14 protein-coding genes are annotated in these 19,179 nt (G+C 42.4%); 5 read left to right on the forward strand and 9 right to left on the reverse strand.

Annotated elements, in window-relative coordinates; genetic code table 11:
* Nucleotides 1-89: 89 nt before the first annotated feature.
* From G7Y45_RS02850 to G7Y45_RS02865, 4 genes are all read right to left on the reverse strand, one after another.
* Nucleotides 90-1,631, reverse strand: a complete 1,542-nt coding sequence (locus G7Y45_RS02850) for an arylsulfatase (RefSeq protein WP_032529820.1) — start codon at nucleotides 1,629-1,631, stop codon at nucleotides 90-92.
* A 131-nt stretch (nucleotides 1,632-1,762) separates the two neighbouring features.
* Nucleotides 1,763-3,712 (reverse strand): RagB/SusD family nutrient uptake outer membrane protein, encoded by a 1,950-nt coding sequence (locus G7Y45_RS02855; RefSeq protein WP_005781752.1) that lies wholly within the window; start codon nucleotides 3,710-3,712, stop codon nucleotides 1,763-1,765.
* A gap of 21 nt (nucleotides 3,713-3,733) precedes the next feature.
* Entirely contained in the window at nucleotides 3,734-7,246 is a 3,513-nt protein-coding gene (locus tag G7Y45_RS02860) for a TonB-dependent receptor (RefSeq protein WP_165016541.1), read from the reverse strand.
* A gap of 51 nt (nucleotides 7,247-7,297) precedes the next feature.
* Complete coding sequence (locus tag G7Y45_RS02865; RefSeq protein WP_032542973.1) at nucleotides 7,298-8,278, reverse strand: FecR family protein; 981 nt, start codon at nucleotides 8,276-8,278, stop codon at nucleotides 7,298-7,300.
* Nucleotides 8,279-8,407: 129 nt separating this feature from the next.
* Here G7Y45_RS02865 and G7Y45_RS02870 point away from each other — a divergent pair, with 129 nt between their 5' ends.
* A complete protein-coding gene (locus G7Y45_RS02870) occupies nucleotides 8,408-8,959 on the forward strand; it encodes an RNA polymerase sigma-70 factor (RefSeq protein WP_005811780.1) in 552 nt (183 codons plus the stop codon).
* A gap of 242 nt (nucleotides 8,960-9,201) precedes the next feature.
* Here the strand turns inward: G7Y45_RS02870 and G7Y45_RS02875 are convergent, their stop codons facing one another.
* From G7Y45_RS02875 to aroQ, 5 genes are all read right to left on the reverse strand, one after another.
* Nucleotides 9,202-10,440, reverse strand: coding sequence for an FtsX-like permease family protein (locus G7Y45_RS02875; protein ID WP_165016543.1), 1,239 nt, complete (start codon nucleotides 10,438-10,440; stop codon nucleotides 9,202-9,204).
* Nucleotides 10,437-10,769: a 30S ribosome-binding factor RbfA gene (gene rbfA / locus G7Y45_RS02880; RefSeq protein WP_005781741.1), complete on the reverse strand. Its 333-nt coding sequence runs from the start codon at nucleotides 10,767-10,769 to the stop codon at nucleotides 10,437-10,439. The genes G7Y45_RS02875 and rbfA overlap by 4 nt, the downstream gene beginning before the upstream one ends.
* Nucleotides 10,770-10,933: 164 nt before the next feature.
* Complete coding sequence (locus tag G7Y45_RS02885; RefSeq protein WP_005811781.1) at nucleotides 10,934-11,572, reverse strand: O-methyltransferase; 639 nt, start codon at nucleotides 11,570-11,572, stop codon at nucleotides 10,934-10,936.
* 6 nt (nucleotides 11,573-11,578) lie between these two features.
* Complete coding sequence (gene pyk, locus G7Y45_RS02890; protein ID WP_005781737.1) at nucleotides 11,579-13,036, reverse strand: pyruvate kinase; 1,458 nt, start codon at nucleotides 13,034-13,036, stop codon at nucleotides 11,579-11,581.
* Between the two features lie 27 nt (nucleotides 13,037-13,063).
* The gene (gene aroQ, locus G7Y45_RS02895; protein WP_005781735.1) at nucleotides 13,064-13,483 is read right to left on the reverse strand and encodes a type II 3-dehydroquinate dehydratase; all 420 of its coding nucleotides are present in this window, start codon (nucleotides 13,481-13,483) and stop codon (nucleotides 13,064-13,066) included.
* A gap of 73 nt (nucleotides 13,484-13,556) precedes the next feature.
* Between aroQ and xerD the strand changes: the two genes are divergently transcribed.
* The 4 genes from xerD to G7Y45_RS02915 all read left to right on the forward strand — a co-directional run bounded on the left by xerD (nucleotide 13,557) and on the right by G7Y45_RS02915 (nucleotide 19,166).
* The gene (xerD, locus tag G7Y45_RS02900; protein ID WP_005811782.1) at nucleotides 13,557-14,516 is read left to right on the forward strand and encodes a site-specific tyrosine recombinase XerD; all 960 of its coding nucleotides are present in this window, start codon (nucleotides 13,557-13,559) and stop codon (nucleotides 14,514-14,516) included.
* 203 nt (nucleotides 14,517-14,719) lie between these two features.
* A complete protein-coding gene (locus tag G7Y45_RS02905) occupies nucleotides 14,720-16,411 on the forward strand; it encodes a tetratricopeptide repeat protein (protein WP_005811783.1) in 1,692 nt (563 codons plus the stop codon).
* Between the two features lie 110 nt (nucleotides 16,412-16,521).
* Nucleotides 16,522-17,592 (forward strand): TlpA disulfide reductase family protein, encoded by a 1,071-nt coding sequence (locus G7Y45_RS02910; protein ID WP_005811784.1) that lies wholly within the window; start codon nucleotides 16,522-16,524, stop codon nucleotides 17,590-17,592.
* A gap of 35 nt (nucleotides 17,593-17,627) precedes the next feature.
* Entirely contained in the window at nucleotides 17,628-19,166 is a 1,539-nt protein-coding gene (locus G7Y45_RS02915) for a YifB family Mg chelatase-like AAA ATPase (protein ID WP_005811785.1), read from the forward strand.
* Nucleotides 19,167-19,179 lie beyond the last annotated feature (13 nt).

The following is a 19,179-nucleotide window of genomic DNA, read 5'->3' on the forward strand; positions in this document are numbered from 1 at the left end:
ATTTTAAACCATCAAATAAAAAGCGCCATCCTTCCTCTGAATAGAGGATAAAGGATGACGCTTGATATAACTTCTTACTAAGAACCTTCTTACATCACGGCAGGTAACGTTACCTTAAAATTCGGATTTTCCGTATGTTGCCGGTGGATAATTCCAACCATTTTCTTCACAATATCCGGATTCTCGGCAGCTACATTATGGTCTTCATGGATATCTGTTGCCAAATTATAAAGGAAAGGAATACCTTTCTTAACAACCATTTTCCAATCTCCCATGCGTACGCCTATCTGGTTCGTTTCATTAAATTCCCAATAAAGAAAATCATGTTTCTTCTGGTTCTTCTTACCCAACAGAGTCCGGGCAAAAGAGATACCATCAAAATAATCGGATTCTTTCTTCTTATTCACATATTTTTTCGGGAAATTCTTCACACCCGTCAAATCACACAAGGTAGGCATGACGTCGTAAAAAGCACATTGGTGATCATTCACTGTTCCGGCAGCAACCTGACCGGGCCAACGGACAATAAACGGAACACGGATACCACCCTCGTAACACTGGCGTTTCAAGCCACGCAACTTCCCGTCACGCCCGAAGAAAGTGGGATCGGCCCCGCCTTCCTCGTGGGGACCATTATCACTGGTAAAGATGACAATCGTATTTTTATCCAATCCTTTCTCTTCTAACTTCTTCAGGACCTCACCCACATAATGGTCCAAACGGGTGATCATACCTGCAAACTGTGCATGTACATGGGTGATAGCGTTATATCGGGACCCCTTCTGACCACCAAAAGCTTTATCATCAGTAAACTGTGTCTTGTAATGGTTCAGAATAGAGTCTTCCGGCTGCACCAGTTCTGCGTGAGGCAAAGTATAGGTGAAAACACCGAAAAAAGGTTGATCTTCATTCTGTTTATCGATCCATTCCATCGCTTTCTGATGAATCAAGTCGGCTGAGTATTGAGTACGTTTATGATAATCGGGACCGTACATCGGATATTTGATATTCTCTTCCATCACAACACGTACGACACCCGTATCGCCCAACGACTGGCTATAACGGTTCAGGAAATTGGGATAATAGAGGTGAGCCTGAAACTGACAGATATATCCGTAATATTCATCGATTCCCCTTTTATCCGGAGTGGACACAGAACCTTCGTATCCCCCTGCCCATTTGCCAAACATGCCGGTAGTATATCCGTTATCTTTCATGATCTCAGGCAGAATGATATGTTCCGGATCATAAGGGTGTTGTCCGACAACCGAGAATTCTTTATTATCGCCATACATCACCGTAGATGCTTGAGTCCAATACTCTTTATTGCCACGTACTTCACAATGTCCGGTATGCTGTCCGGTCATCAACGACGCACGCGAAGGTGCGCTCACCGGACTTCCGGCATAGGCTTGCGTAAAACGCATACCTTCACGGGCCATGTTGTCGATGTTAGGCGTACTGATGTATGGCTGTCCGTAACAACCCAAATCTCCATACCCCATGTCATCGCACATGATAAAGATGATATTCGGTTTTTGAGGGTCATGTGCCTTCTCTTGATGGGCAAATGCTTGCGAGCTACCCAGCCCGACAAGCAATGCACTGCTATAAATGATTTTCTGGTTCATTCGTTGGGTTTATTTCGATTTCACCACAGATTACACGGATTTTCACAGATTAATAATTTATTTCACTGAGAGCTAAGTTAAATAATCTATGTAATCTGTGGTGAGTTTGGTTCATTTATATTCCGCTTCAGTTATTCCCATCCCGGATTGTTAGGTGCAAGTGCAGGATTCAGAATAATCTCCTGGCTGGGAACTTCATAAAGATAATATCTCTCCTGCCAGCCTTCGCCTGCTTTGATAGGATCGGGTTGCAGATAGATATATCCTTCTGTCATGGCTCCATCGGCAGGATCCGGTCCGCCGGTCGTTTCATCCAGCAAGAACTGGGCACCATGTCTGAACTTATCTTTCGTCATCCACATTCCTTTGAGCTGACGATTAAGGAACCAGGGAGCCATTCTCCAACGACGGATGTCATAGAATCCGAAGCCTTCACCCATTAACTCGATAATACGTTCACGACGGACTTCCCACAAAACAGGATCTACCAGAACACCTTGTTCATTACCTTTCGGGTAATAGCGGCCACGATTCGGGTCAAAGCTATCGTTGATCTCGGCAACCTTCATATCTGCCACACCGGCACGTTTACGTAGTTTATTGATAGACTCGTCGGCCACTGCCTGAGTGAACTGCCCTGTCTCGCACATGGCCTCAGCATAATTCAGCAATACCTCTTCTATTTTGAAGATAGGTTTATCCGATGTGTTCAGAGTGATACCTCCATTTCGGTTCGTTTCCCAGTTGCTCCAGTTCTTCCAGAAGTAATATCCCGAACGGCTTCTCACGAAACCTGTAGCTCCAATACCTCCCATAAAGTTGGGTGAAGAAGGAACCAGTGAGGCTGCCCAATTCTGTCCGGGCAGACGTTTCATACCGATACCGGGGTTATCACACGATTCGTTAGGTCCCATTATGTCAATGTATTCACGGTCGGCAGGATCATCGGTATAATCCCATGTTCTGGGATCATCTTTCGTCTTGGCCTTTGCTTTTACTTTATACGGAGGCATCACCACGTGATATAAACGCGGATCACGGTCGCGGAAAGTAGCGTATGGCGTTTTGTCTCCATGATAGTTCTCAGAAGTAGCAATCGGCTTACCGTCCTTACACAGATAAAGATCAACTGTGTGCTGGTTCATCTCCACATTATGGCTATCCATGTGTTCCAATGCACTGAAGTTGGCCATCTTGATGTCCTGAACAAACTCCATGTACAGAATGACTCCCGGCACTTTGCCCAAATCTTCTGTAGTCCACATCTCCCCATATCCGGCTGCAGGCTGACCGTCTGTTCCGTAGTAAAGAGTAGGATAATCATTCATCAACAGGCGAGACACCCGGATACATTCGTCAAAGAACTTCTGGGCACCCTCCATTCCGTGATATTTGCGCCAAGTGGCTTCACGCAACGTAAATCGTGAGATAGCTGCACGAATACAATCACGATTGATGGTATTCGCACCGTCTTGTTTCTCAAAATCCCCGATATTCGCTTCAGCCCATTTCAAACGATTCAATACGGAGTCTGCTACAATCTCACGGTCAACACGGGGGCCGTAAGCTTCGGGAGAACTTTCGTTAAGAACCGTATTGACCCAAGGCACTGCCCCGAAACGGTTGATAAGCTCCATGTACCAATATGAGTGGAAGAAATATCCCACCGCACGCCAATGGTCTTTTTCAGCATCAGTCATTTCTGACTTATCGATATTGGCAAGCAAGATGTTAGCACGACGGAATGTGCCGGAAAATCCCCAGCCATTGCCCGAAGCCACACTCTGCACCCTTCCGAAAGCATAGTCATTACCTGACTCATTGGCACGACTCTCCAAGTATCCGGCATTCATATCACCTGCGTAACAAGATCCTTGCCCGGTTCCGTTGATTGTATTGGCTATATTATTGTCTTTGAATATCTCATAGCAGGGCCATGCAAACGACTTAAAGTTATCGTAAGATTTAAAAGCATTATTCTCTGTCAGACTGGTGACAGGCGCATGCTCCAAAAAGCTGTCATTACATCCGGCCAGTCCGATTCCGGCTAAAATAGCCAATGATAGATATATCTTTTTCATTTTTAATTCTTGGTTATGCGTTTATAATGTAAAGTTGATACCGAACGAAACAGTACGGAATGCCGGATAGTTCCAGCTCAAGGTTTCAGGATCGATACCTGAAGGCAATGAAGAGAAAGTTGCCAGATTCTCTACACTGACAAAACCCTTCAACTGATTCAAGCCGATTCGGGATATCCATGTTTTAGGAACAGTATACGACAAAGTAACGTTCTTGATGCGGAAGTAAGCGGCGTTAGATAAGTATCTGTCTGTCTTACGTCCATAGTTGGAGCCGACTGTCGGATTCTGTCCGTACATACGTGGATATTTTGCATTCGGATTTACAGCAGTATAATCTCCATTGGCGGCATCTACCGGTTTCCAGTAGTCGGTCAGACCGTCAAATAACGGTTGGTACTTGATATCATTCACTGAGTAAATGTACATCGGGAATACCAGGTTGTTGGCAATCCATGCATCACGTTGACCGGTACCCTGCATCATAATATTCAGGTCGAAACCTTTATAATTGGCACCGAGAGTAATACCATACAGGTATTTAGGCAGGCTATTACCTATTACTTTCTGGTCACCGGGGTTATCCAATGTACCGTCTCCGCTGTCGATCTGGTTCGTACTCTTATCGTCATCACGGAGATTCTTGAATTTCAAGTCACCGGGACGCGGGCTGACACCTTTAATAGAGGCTACCCCGTCTTTAAGTTTCCAGCTGTTGGTATCTACAAAATCATCTACTGTATAGAATCCGTCTACTTCATATCCCCAGATCTCACCCAGTCTTTGTCCCGGATAGAAATTACTCAGCAATTTAGAAGCAGCATTGTCATCGTACTTAGTGATTTCAGAGTAGCTGTCAGAAAGATTGAATCCGACACGGTAGTTGAATTTACCGATGCGGTCTCTCCAGTTCACAGCCAGTTCCCAACCACGGGTACGCATATCAGCTGTATTCTGGAAAGGAGAACTTGCACCCACAACAGCAGGAAGCTGCATACCCGGTGCCAACATTCCTTTTGTGTCACGCTGATACCAATCGAACACGGCATTCAGACGATTGCCAAACATGTTCAGATCCAAACCGATATCAGTAGTCGCTACTTTCTCCCAGGTAAAGCTTGTACTTACCAGATTCGGCAAAGAGTTAATGGCAGTTACATAATCACCGCCTGACAACCAGCCGTTGTACTTGTTACTGACACTCATAGTCGGGAAATATGCATAGTTCACTACATTCTGGTTGCCGATCACACCATAAGATGCACGAATCTTCAGACCATCAATATAATTGCGTGTAACCTCCATAAACTTTTCCTGAGCCACGTTCCATCCCAAAGATACAGACGGGAAGAAACCGAAACGGGAATCTTTCGGGAATTTGGATGATCCGTCATAACGCCCGTTCACCTCCAGCAAATATTTATCCATGTAGTTATAATTAACCCGGAAGAATCCGCCACGAACAGAATATTCATTATAGCTGTCTGTCGCTTTCAGGTCACCAGTACCTGAGCCTAAGGCCGGCACTTCGATAACAGCTTGATTGTAAGACAGCACATTTACTCCTTCCGTATATTTAGACTCCTGGTTGAAACCGGCCATTACGCTAAAATGGTGGTCTTTCTTAATATCAAACTTATATGTACCATAAATATTGAAGGCATTGTAATCGGTGAACTGTTTTTCTTTCTGCAAATAGTCTTTTGCAGCATTCCAGATGTTGTTACCTCCCTGTATGTCTGTATACTGAGTTTTTCCGGTATAGAAATTATAGTCATACATGTTTTTGTCAAACGTGTATTCAAATACCCCTTCAAAGCCTTTGAATGGCTTCAAAATAGATTTCACGAAAACACGCGGATTGTCATACGACTTTTTCCATTTATTCGCCAACAACACCTGATTGCGCGGTGTATTGAAAGGCAAATCCTGAGAGATTGTAGAACAAACGTCCGCAGGCATATTACCTTCCGGTTGATAAGAAACCTGATTACTACCGAACATGCTTCCCAGGCCGGAACTCGGTTGTGACTGATTGGTACGCGCATAGCTCATTGTCAGCTCCTGAGTAAACCATTTGGTAATATCAGCAGAAATATAAGAGTTGATATTCAGACGTTTATACGTATCTTTATCGGTAATCAAAACACCGTCCGTAGATACATATCCGGCTGACATACGGTAACGCAACTTATCTGTACCGCCGGATACAGAAAGATTATGATTCATCTGGAAACTGGTCTCCATAAAATTCTTATATGGATCATGTTCGTTCAGATAATATAAGGCTCCGTCCGTATCGGCAAAAATACCATCACCTACAGTTTTGATAGATGAAGGATCCTGCCTGTACTGTGTCAGGTATTCCTTCCATTTTGAAACACTGGGTGAACCATAAGACCAATAAGCATCAGAATATCCTCCATCCTGATAAGCCTGCAGGTAATCCATTAACGATGCTTGCTTCGGCAGATTCATTGCAGTAGCAAAACCGAAATTATTGTTATAGTTCAGGCGGAAAGCCGTAGCTTCTTTCGGGCGCTTAGTAGTCACCAGAACCACACCACCGGCCGCACGCGCACCATAAATAGCTGCCGAAGCAGCATCTTTCAGTACCGTCACCGTTTCGATATCTTCCGGATTCAACATGTCGAGGCTACCCTCTACGTTATCAATCAAGATAAGAGGCGCGACATTGGCACCATAGCTTCCGTCGCTATTCTTGATACCTACTGAATAGGCACCACGCAGTTGGAATGACTTTCCGCTACCCGGTGCATTCCCGCTATTAGATACCAGCAGTCCCGGAACCGTACCTTGCAATGCATCGGAAGCTGTCATAATAGGACGGTCCCCGATAATCTCATCCATTTTGATAGATGAAACAGCACCTGTCAGGTTTGCTTTCTTTTGTGAACCGAAACCGACTACCACTACTTCGTCTAAGGTACGAGAGTCATCTTTCAGCACTATCTTCAAAGGAACACCGGCCACGGCTTTCACTTCTTGTGTTACATAACCGATATAAGAGATAACGATAACAGCACCCGGATTTACCGACAAAGAGAAATTTCCCTCTACATTACTGATCGTACCATTCTGGGCATTGTTTTTTTCCATAATGGTAGCACCAATAATCGATTCTCCCAGGTTATCCCTGATATTACCTTTTACAACGATCTTATTACTCTGCTGTGGTGTGGAAACTACCTCCGGAGCACTCTTCAGAATAACTTCATTGCCCTTGATGACATAGCTGATACCACTGTCCTTAAACAGCACATTCAGTACCTCCTCTATGGAGCCTTCACAATTGATGTCACGGATCTTTGCATTACCCAAATCGGCTGCCTTGTAAAAGAACGTATATTTACTGTTCTTTTCAATAACCTGGATGGCCTGTTTAATGCTCATTGCCTTTCCCTGCACGGCTATCTGTCCCTGCACGGCAAAAACGGACATAGGATACAGGAGCATAAACATAATTACGCCTGCCAGAAAACGCCTGTTACAGACGCTAAAACATTGTCTCATGTCTTTCATTTTTTTGATTATACGATTAATTAGTGATTGATAAAAAAGCGATTATTTATAAATAATGATTCTCTGTGTTTCTTTTCTAAATTTCAAATTCATATTGATACAAATCTTTTCGATAACTTTAGATGCGGGGTCATCATAACGCATATAGCCTGTGAACAAGTCATTTCGGGATACTTTCTCGTCGAGCTCTACCGGAATATGGTAAATATCATGAATGGCTTCTATCAAATCATCCATACGCATGTCGACAAATTTGTAACGTCCCTCATCCCAACTGATATTACCTATATTCTTTAATATCACTTCATCCTTTTCGGGATGAAAAATAATCTGTTGCAAAGGTTTCATTTCAATCTTCCTCTGCGAAGCCTTAGCGTTGAAATCAACCTTTCCACTGAAAAGAGTCACTTCCGCACCATACTGCCGGGTGGACTGAACACGAAAAACCGTCCCTTTGACTTCTACAAATGCCTGATCAATATATACCTTAAAATTACGTCCCTTACGTTTGGTTACCTCAAAAGTAGACTCTCCCTCCAACCAGACTTCCCGTTTATCCATAAAGTCCTGTGAAAAACGGATTCGACTTCCGGCTTGCATCCAAACCCTTGAACTGTCGGGGAGCACGTACAACCGGCTATTTGAAGAAACAATCTCAGTATACTCAATGATATGTTGCGAAGTGACAGGCTCCTCATTAAAAAAGAAGATACTTCCCCCAACAACCAATAACACTGTAATACATGCAGCGAGAGCAATCTTCAAGTACCTGAGCTGGAGCCGTTGCTTACGTTCAAAAGGAGTCTGACATTTGGAATCAATCTTATTCCAAATCCTACTTTCAACAGCAGCATCATCCACTATATTCCTTGCAGCATCAAATTGTTTTTTCATCTTTGTCTCCACAACATCCCAGTGCGCCAGCTCTTCTACTTCTCCCGGAGAAGACTTACCGGCAATCAATTTGCGGACAAGCCGATCGTATTTATTAGAAATCTTCATATTCTTTATATTTCTTTCCAAAAGCCCAAGCTATATTTATAAATCTATCCATAAATACACAATTTATAAAATTCCCCCCTATATGTTTTCCGCTTTTTTTCTGTTTTATAAATTGAGTATGCTATATTTGTAATCCAAACGTAACTCTTAATGAACGAAAAAGAAGCAATTATTAAACTGAAGACCCGCAATGATAAAGATGCCTTTGCATTCCTGTACCACTCTTATTGGGCTAAGGTTTACAACTTTACGCGACTTTATGTCACTTCTTTGGTTGATGTGGAGGAAATCGTTCAAGAGGTTTTTATTAAAATCTGGGAGAGCAGAGAGTCTCTGGATGAAGAACAAAACTTTGCAGGATATCTGTTCATCACCATGCGTAACCTTGTTTTTAACCGCTCCCGCAAGAATCTGAACGAGGCTTTCTACCAACTGTCAGTGATAGAAGCAGTAGAAGAGTCATATGATATAGAAGAAGAACTGGATGCAGCCAATCTACGGACACATATCGAATCACTTATTTCAATGTTACCACCCCGGCAACAGGAAGTATTCCGTCTGAGCAGGGACGAAGAACTTTCTTATCGTGAAATTGCAGAGAAACTGCAAATATCGGAAAGAACAGTGGAACACCACATATCCGATGCTTTGAAGTTTCTAAGAAAAAACATCAAGCTTTACACATTATTCCTTTCATTATAAATGAAGTAGCGCTGCTCTTCCCCGTTGGGACAGAACAGCGCCGATCATCAGTTTTTATGAAAAACGAAACTTTCTTTCATAGAGAGGTATTACACTTACATAACAATTCTCTCTTCACAGAGATACTATTAACACTATATATAAACATGATGATTTTCATTAATAAATCAAAAATAAACATTTCTATAAAAATAAGAAATGGAAATCGACTAATAGAACAATTTAATCGATCAAAATGTTCTCTACATTTTCAGTAAACGTTTACTCAAATACCTTACCGGATACCAGACAGATAAAAATCCGACAGTAAATACGGTAATAAATATCACGATGACATCCCCCAAATGAACACTGACCGGATAGGAATCAACTACAAAATTACCTGCAGCACTACCTCCACCCAATGAAACTATCCCGTAGGCCATCTGAACCCAACATAGAACCAAGCCGAGTATAATCCCGATTATAGCCCCATAAAAGGAAATCATACACCCTTCGAAAAGGAAAATACGCGAAACAAGCCGATCGTCAGCTCCCAATTTACGAAGTGTATTCACATCTTCCTTTTTATCCAGAATAAGCATCGACAGCGAACCTATCACATTGAAACAGGCGATCACGAGAATAAAGGTAAGAAACAAATACGAAACCAATTTCTCTATCTCCATGATGCGAAACACATCCTCCTGCTGCTCGTAACGGTTACGAATAACAAAACCATCTCCTAATGCCTTCCCGATCTTTTCTTTCACTACAGAAATATTAGATCCCGGCTTTAGTTTCAGTTCTATTGCAGACACTTCGGTAGTATAATCAAGCAAACGCCGGGCAAAATCCAACGAAGTGAGAATATACTGTCCGTCATACTTCTGCTGATTGACTACAAACACTACACCGGGCGAATACAAATAATCCATATTAAAGGAAGCAGCCGGATTTGCAAGATTAACCTTTCCATTCCTTTTAGGAATATATACCTGCAAAGGATCGACAAACCTGATTCCGGTCCCCAATGTAGAGACAAGCTCAATCCCCATCACTCCATAATCCACAACAGAATCGTTCAACAAAAACTCGCCTGCTCCATAAAGGATACTATCTATCGCAGTCAACTGCTCAAAATTATCTTGTACCCCCTTTATAACAGCCATTGTTTGACGATCCTTGTATTGCACCATCGCATTCTCTTCAAGTGTTTCAGTCAACACATCTACTTCCGGCATCTGCCGGATAGCCTGAATACGCGGATCCTGTGCATCGAAAACTTTCCCTTCGGCAATCGTCACTTTCAGTTCCGGATCAAACACAGTAAACAGATCGGCTACTGTATCCTGAAAACCATTGAATACGGAAAGTGTACACACCATTGCCATCGTAGCCAATGCTACTCCACACACGGAAATAGCCGAAATGATATTAATGGCATTGTGTTTCTTCTTTGAGAAAAGATATCGCCGGGCTATGTAGAAGGGAAGATTCACTTCAACAAGGCATCTATCTTTTCAATGTAGTCCAGCGAATCGTCCACAAAAAATTTCAATTCGGGGATAATGCGCAACTGATGACGAACACGGGTACCGAGTTCGAAACGGATGGACTTCATATTATTATTGATATTCTTTACCATTTCTTCGCTTTTATCAGAAGGGAAGACACTTAAATATACGCGGGCAATGCTCATATCAGGGCTGATACGTACAGCACTGACAGATACCAACACACCGGGCATGGCCTTGGTCTGCAACAGAAAAATCTCACTGAGTTCTTTCTGTAACAAACGGGCTATCTTATTCTGTCTCGTTGTTTCCATAAACTTTCTACGTAATTATTTTATCAAACAAGCAATTAGCACTTGTTACAATAGAACACAAAATTAGAGAAATATATCGTTTGACAGATAAAATATGTACTATTTTTAATCTTCATTATTGAATTATTCTTCCAATGCTAAAGAGTAATCAACTAATACACATCTCACTTTTTACGAATAATGGTCAGTCCATCACGCAAAGGGAGGATTACTTTCTCCACTCGTTCATCATGTGCCACCAATTCGTTGAAAGCCTTAATACCGATGGTCTGATAGTCGTTGTTATGTGGCTCTTCCAGCACATGACCATCCCATAAAGTGTTATCGGCTATGATATATCCTCCGGGAGAAAGATGCGCAAGAGTCATCTCATAATATTCAATATACTTACGTTTATCGCCATCCACAAAAGCAAGGTCAAACGTAACTCCCAATGCAGGTATCAATTGGAGAGCATCTCCAATGTAGAATTTAATTTTATCAGCATAAGCTGAATTTTCGAGCCAGGGACGGGTAAAGTCTTCCTGTTCGTCATTTATCTCAAATGTGTGGAGCATTCCACCCTCCTCAAGTCCTTCGGCCAAGCAAAGGGCGGAATAGCCACTATAAGTTCCTATTTCTAATATCTGACGAGGCCGTATCATACGAACAAACATCTTCAACATACGCCCCTGCAGATGACCGGAAGCCATACGGGGACGCAGAAGCTTGACATGCGTATCCCGATAAAGAGCTTTCAGGTATTCACCTTCTTCATCGATATGCTTTAGGATATATTCGTCTAAAAGATCGGTCTCTTTCATCTCATCCTACAGATAACGGTTGCTATTAGGCAATACACTGTCACCGGCATGCTTCAAAGCATCTTCCACGACATTGATCTCAAGGAAAGAGGTTTGTGTCCCGGCTTTACCGCTACTCAGATAACCCACCATATCAGTAGGATGTAAACGTCCTTCTTTCAATAAACGACGCAGAGCGGCAAAATAATACTCCTGTCCGTTGGCCAACTCAGGCATGTAGATCGCCTCCACTCCATAAGAGAGTGCCAGGTGACGCATCGTTTTCTCCTTATAACAAATGGCAAGCACCGGATATTTACCACGGAAAGCAGCCAGATTACGTGCAGTGCGCCCTTGATAGCTATCAGTAATGATAGCGCGTATTTTTAGTTTAGTAGTTGCTTTCACAGCCTGTTTGGCAAGGAAAGCAGTCACGTCATTACTATTCTCATCCAGAGGAATACGGATATCATTTTCTTCCAATTTGTCTTTTTCAGCCTGCGCAGCAATCTTAGTCATGGTTTTCACAGCCTCCACCGGATATTTACCATACGCGGTTTCACCACTCAACATCAGAGCATCCGTACGATAATAGATAGCATTCGCAATATCGGTTACTTCAGCACGAGTCGGACGCGGATTATTTATCATCGTATGTAACATCTGTGTAGCTACGATTACCGGCTTCTTGGCAAGAATACATTTACGTATCAATGTACGCTGAATTCCCGGAATGCGTTCCTGTGGAACTTCAATACCCAAGTCACCGCGAGCTACCATCACTCCATCAGCGACTTCCAGAATCTCATCTATATTATCTACACCTTCTTGATTCTCTATCTTAGCAATAATACGGATATCGCTGTTGTGTGCATCCAGAATTTCACGAATATCAAGCACATCCTGACGGTTACGTACAAAAGAATGTGCTATGAAATCGATATCTTTTTCTATCGCATAAAGAATGTTATTACGATCTTTTTCAGTCAGAGAAGGCAGGTTGATGCGGACCCCGGGAACATTTACACTCTTACGGCTCCCCAAAGTTGCTTCATTCTGTACCTCACAAAGCAAATATTCGGACGTTTTATCAATAACCCGCAACTCAAGATCACCATCGTCAATCAAAATAGTCCCACCTATATTCAAATCGTGTACGAAGTTCGGATAAGAAACGGCAATACATTCACGGGTAGTCTCACGTTCGGGATCCCCCACAATTTTAACCTTCTCGCCAATCTGATAAAGTATTGGTTCCGCATTGGCAGTGGTACGTACCTCCGGGCCTTTAGTATCCATAAGGATAGCGATGCGATTGGACACGGTACGAACATTGGCAATCAACGCTTCAAACCCTTCACGACTGGCGTGAGCTGTGTTCATACGAACCACATTCATCCCTGCATCAAACAACTCTTTTATAAAATCTACATCGCAACGTCTGTCTGAGATGGAAGCTACGATTTTAGTCTGTTTCAGCAACATAATCTATCTACCTATTTATATTTATACCTATTTATCTAATAAAGCCTCAAGTGCCAGACGATATGAGTTCAATCCAAATCCACAAATCACACCTTTACAGGCACAAGCAATCATAGAAACATGACGGAACGACTCGCGGGCATGAACATTGGAAATATGAACCTCAATCACAGGAGAGGGAACGGAACGGATGGCATCCTGCAAAGCAATGGAAGTGTGCGTATAAGCTCCTGCATTCAAAATGATTCCATCCACATCGAAACCGGTCTGCTGAATTTTATCTATCATTTCTCCTTCAACGTTCGACTGGAAATAACCCAACTCCACATCGGGATATTTTTTACGAAGCTCACCTAAATACTCTTCAAATGTAACGCTTCCATATATAGAAGGTTCACGCTTGCCCAAAAGATTAATATTGGGACCATTAATAATTTGTATCCTCATAACACAATCCTGCTATTTTTAATACCTTTGTCTTCGAGAACAATATTTCAAGATGCAAAGGTAGAAAAAAGAAATGAAATTAGACGAAAAAACAAAAAAGAAGGATGTGCAAGGGTTGATTATCAAAAAGTACCAACAGTATCTGAAACTGGAAAAGTCATTATCCAAAAACACATTGGATGCTTATTTGACGGATTTGGACAAGCTATTGAACTTTTTATCGGATGAAGGTGTGGATATACTGGAAATCAGCCTGAAAGACCTTCAGCGTTTTGCAGCCGGACTGCATGATATCGGTATCCATGCCCGGTCACAGGCACGCATCATTTCCGGCATCAAGTCTTTCTTCCATTTTCTGATAATGGCCGATTATATAGAAGCTGATCCGAGTGAATTACTGGAAGGTCCCAAGATTGGTTTTAAACTACCGGAAGTATTGACTGTAGAGGAAATAGACCGTATCATCTCAACTGTAGATCTGAGCAAAAATGAGGGACAGCGAAATCGGGCAATATTGGAGACACTCTATAGCTGTGGTTTACGGGTTTCGGAATTAACCAACTTAAAACTATCAGATCTTTATTTTAATGAAGGATTCATTAAAGTAGAAGGAAAAGGTAGTAAACAACGATTGGTGCCCATCTCCCCCAGAGCCATTCAGGAAATAAAATACTATTTCATGGATCGAAACCGGATTAACATAAAAAAAGATTATGAGGATTATCTGTTTTTAAGCAGACGGGGAACACATCTATCACGTATCATGATCTTTCATCTTATCAAAGAACTGGCCGATATGGCAGGTATCACCAAAAACATCAGTCCACACACATTCCGGCATTCTTTCGCAACACACCTTCTTGAAGGAGGCGCCAACCTGAGAGCTATTCAATGCATGCTCGGACATGAATCAATTTCGACCACCGAGATTTACACACATATCGACCGTAATATGCTGCGAAGTGAAATCATAGAACACCATCCGCGCAACATCAAATATCGGCAAGAAAAAAGGCATTTCAATAAACAATAAAGTCTGGTTTGGCGTTATTTAGAGAGAGAAATAGTGCTGAACAGCTCAGGAATGCGACAGTTTTCATTAAATTATAATAAAATTAAGGGTGTATTTGCCTAAATGTATAAGAATTAATATCTTTGCGTGGCATTTATGGGCAATCCACAGATGCGTATTGAATAGACAAAATTTCAATTACAAACATTTAATTTATACCTAAAATGATCAAGAAGTTGTATTTGCCTTTACTTATGGCATTGGTTGTTGCATTGTCATCATGTAGCAACAAAATGGGTGCACTGTCATCTGATTACTTCACTACGACTCCTCAGGTACTGGAAGCTGTAGGTGGTAAAGTTCCTGTGACTATCAACGGAAAGTTCCCTGAAAAGTATTTCAAAAAGAACGCAGTTGTTGAAGTAACTCCGGTCCTGAAATGGGAAGGTGGACAAGTGAAAGGACAGCCTGCTGTATTCCAGGGTGAAAAGGTAGAAGGTAACGACCAGACTATCTCTTACAAGATGGGTGGTAATTACACGATGAAAACTACATTCGACTATGTTCCTGAAATGGCTAAGTCTGAACTGTACCTTGAATTCAACGCAAAAGTTGGAAAAAAAACAATCGCTATCCCTGCAGTGAAGATCGCAGACGGTGTGATCTCTACTTCTGAATTGATTAACAATACTTTGAGCAGCGCTAATCCGGCTTTGGGTGACGACGCTTTCCAACGTATCATCAAAGAAGCACACAACGCTAACATCATGTTCCTTATCCAACAGGCTAACATCCGTTCAAGCGAATTGAAAACCGCTAAGGAATTCAACAAGGAAGTTGCTAACGTAAACGATGCAGAAAACAAAAAGATCAGCAATATCGAAATTTCGGCTTATGCTTCTCCTGATGGTGGTGTGAAACTGAACACAGGTTTGGCTGAGAACCGTGAAGGTAACACAACTAAACTGATCAATAAAGACCTGAAGAAAGCTAAAATCGAAGTTCCGGTTGATGCTAAATATACTGCTCAGGACTGGGAAGGTTTCCAGGAACTGGTTTCTAAATCAAACATTCAGGATAAAGAACTGATTCTTCGTGTTCTGTCTATGTATCAGGATCCGGAACAAAGAGAGACAGAAATCAAAAACATCTCTTCTGTATACAAAACTTTGGCTGACGAAATCCTGCCGCAGTTGCGTCGTTCTCGTTTGACTTTGAACTATGAAATCATCGGTAAGTCTGATGAAGAAATCGCTAATCTGGCTGCAACAGATCCGAAACAGTTGAATCTGGAAGAAATCCTGTATGCTGCTACACTGACTAACGACCCAGCAAAGAAGGCTGACATCTATACAAAAGCTTCTCAGCAGTTCCCGAATGACTACCGTGCATTCAACAACTTGGGTAAACTGGCTTATCAAGCAGGTGATTTGGACAAGGCTCAATCATACGTGAAAAAGGCAGAAAGCATTAAAGCTGCTCCTGAAGTAAACATGAACTTAGGTTTGATCGCTCTGGCTAAGGGTGACAAAGCTGCTGCTGAGTCATACTTAGGTAAAGCTGCCGGTGCTAAAGAACTGAACGAAACATTGGGTAACCTGTACGTAGCTCAGGGACAATACGAAAGAGCAGTAAACGCATTTGGAGACACTAAAACAAACAGTGCTGCTTTGGCACAGATCCTGGCTAAGGACTACAACAAAGCTAAAAACACTTTGGCTGGTATCTCAACTCCGGATGCTTACACAGACTATCTGATGGCTGTTCTGGGTGCAAGAACTAACAACACTTCTATGCTGACAAGCAGCTTGAAGAGCGCTGTAGCTAAGAACCCGGCTTTGGCTAAGAAAGCTGCTACAGACCTTGAATTCGCTAAATATTATACGAATTCTGATTTCATGAACATCGTAAAATAAGCGAGACTTAATTGAGAAAAATATAAAAAAGGAGTTGTCCGCCACATAAATGGCGGGCAATTCTTTTTTTTTATCTACAAAACCCTTACTTTCGCAGAAAAGAAATAAGAATGAGAAAGATAGGGATTCTATTTATTACCGTGTTTTGCCTGTTTGCCTGTAAAAGCAACAGCACCCAAATCAGTCTGGAAGGTGAACTTAAGGGACTGACTAACGACACACTCTACTTATATGGAACAGACGCTCTATATGATCGCATAGATACTATTTATGCACAAGAAGGTAAGTTTAGCTACAATCTCAACGTAGATTCGACAGTAATCGATACGCTCACAGCAACTGTACTCCTGATAAACGGGAATGTAGAGTATCCGCTCTTCCTGGACAAAGGAAACCAAATTAAGATAAAGGGAAATGCCAATGATCTCAGCCATTTGGACATAGATGGCAATGAACCGAACACAAGCTTGAGTCTTTTTATGAAAGAACAGAAAAGTTTGGGTCAGGCATCCAATAAAATGATGCAGGAAAAAGCCGAAACATTTATCCGCCAACACAACTCCTCACTGGCCAGCATTTATCTCCTCGACAAATATTTTGTGCAGACGCCACAGCCGGATTATACCAAAATAAAAGAAATAACCGAAAGCATGACGGGAGCACTCCTTGATCGTCCTTATATTGAAAATATCAGCGACTATATTGATCAACTGGAAAAAGTGACTGTTGGTAAATCTGCTCCTTATTTTAGTTTACCCAATAAAAAAGGTGAGAAGTTATCACGTTCAGCTGAAAAGTTCAGAGACAAATATCTTCTACTTAATTTCTGGGCTTCGTGGTGTGACCAATCATCCGAAACCAATACAGAGCTGAAAAGACTAAATAAGGAATATAAGAGAAACAAGAACTTTGCCATATTAGGCATATCGCTTGATATAGATAAGAAAGCATGGGAAACAGCCATCAGTAAAGATAGCCTGAATTGGGAGCAAGTATGCGATTTTACCGGTTTAAGTTCAGAAACAGCCAAGCAGTATGCAATACTGACGCTACCAACCAATATCCTGATCTCGCCAACCGGCAGAATTCTGGCAAGAGACATCAAAGGAGAAGCACTTACCAATAAACTAAAAGAATTACTGAAAACCGAAGAAAAGAAATCCGGAAGAACTAAACGCTAAAATCGAGTCACTAACCTCAAAATCATTAGAAACACGTGCTTATAAAAGTATTCGGAGCGGCTGTACAAGGCATTGAAGCAACCCTCATCACTATAGAAGTCAACAGTTCACGAGGATGCATGTTCTACATGGTAGGCCTTCCCGACTCAGCAGTCAAAGAAAGCCACCAGCGTATTCTGTCTGCCCTGCAAGTAACCGGGTACAAGATGCCTACCAGCAATATTGTTATCAACATGGCCCCGGCAGATATCCGCAAGGAGGGCTCATCTTACGATCTGCCATTGGCTATCGGAATGTTGGCTGCCAGCGAGACTATTTCATCCCAGAAACTATCTCGCTATATGATAATGGGAGAACTCAGCCTCGATGGAACAATCCAACCCATCAAAGGAGCTTTGCCCATAGCTATCAAAGCACGGGAAGAAGGATTTACCGGGTTAATCGTTCCTTTGCAAAACGCACGGGAAGCGGCAGTAGTCAATCACTTGTCGGTATACGGAGTGAGTAATATACAGGAAGTTATTGAATTCATCAATGATAAACACGAACTGACACCGACTACAGTCCAGACCCGTGAAGAATTTTATGCCTGCCAAAGTGACTTTGAATACGATTTTGCAGATGTGAAAGGACAAGAAAATGTGAAACGCGCACTTGAGGTGGCGGCTGCAGGAGGCCACAACCTCATTATGGTAGGAGCGCCGGGCAGCGGTAAATCGATGATGGCAAAAAGGCTGCCTTCCATTTTGCCCCCTCTATCCTTAGGTGAAAGCCTTGAAACAACCAAAATACATTCAGTAGCCGGCAAGTTAGGGCGCAACTCTTCTCTGATATCCCAACGTCCCTTTCGGGATCCACACCACACCATCTCACAAGTAGCTATGGTAGGCGGAGGCAGTTTTCCGCAACCGGGAGAAATCAGCCTGGCACATAATGGAGTCCTCTTTCTGGACGAGCTACCGGAGTTTAACCGCAGTGTGCTCGAAGTATTGCGTCAACCTCTTGAAGACCGTCGTATCACCATTTCACGCGTAAAAAGCACGATCGACTATCCTGCCAGTTTCATGCTGGTAGCGTCTATGAACCCGTGTCCGTGTGGCTATTACAACCATCCGACCAAACCATGTGTCTGTAATCCGGGACAAGTACAAAAATACCTGAATAAGATATCCGGTCCTCTGCTGGACCGGATTGATATTCAAATTGAAATAGTTCCTGTACCATTTGAAAAGATCTCAGAACAACGACAAGGAGAATCCAGTGCAGCCATCAGGCAAAGAGTGATTAAGGCCCGACAGATACAGGAAGAAAGATTTGCTTGTTATCCGGGAACTTATTGCAATGCTCAAATGACAAGCAAGCAACTATCGGCTTTTGCACAGCCTGAAACAAAAGGTTTGTCACTGTTGAAAAGTGCCATGGAACGCCTCAATCTTTCAGCCCGCGCTTATGATCGTATCTTGAAAGTATCTCGTACGATAGCCGATCTGGAAGGAAGCGGACAAATAAAACCAGAGCATTTGGCAGAAGCCATCAGCTACCGGAACTTAGATCGAGAGAATTGGGCTGGATAATGTTATGAAGAGC

This window comes from Bacteroides sp. ZJ-18 (assembly GCF_011038705.2).
In the GTDB taxonomy this organism is placed as follows: domain Bacteria; phylum Bacteroidota; class Bacteroidia; order Bacteroidales; family Bacteroidaceae; genus Bacteroides; species Bacteroides hominis.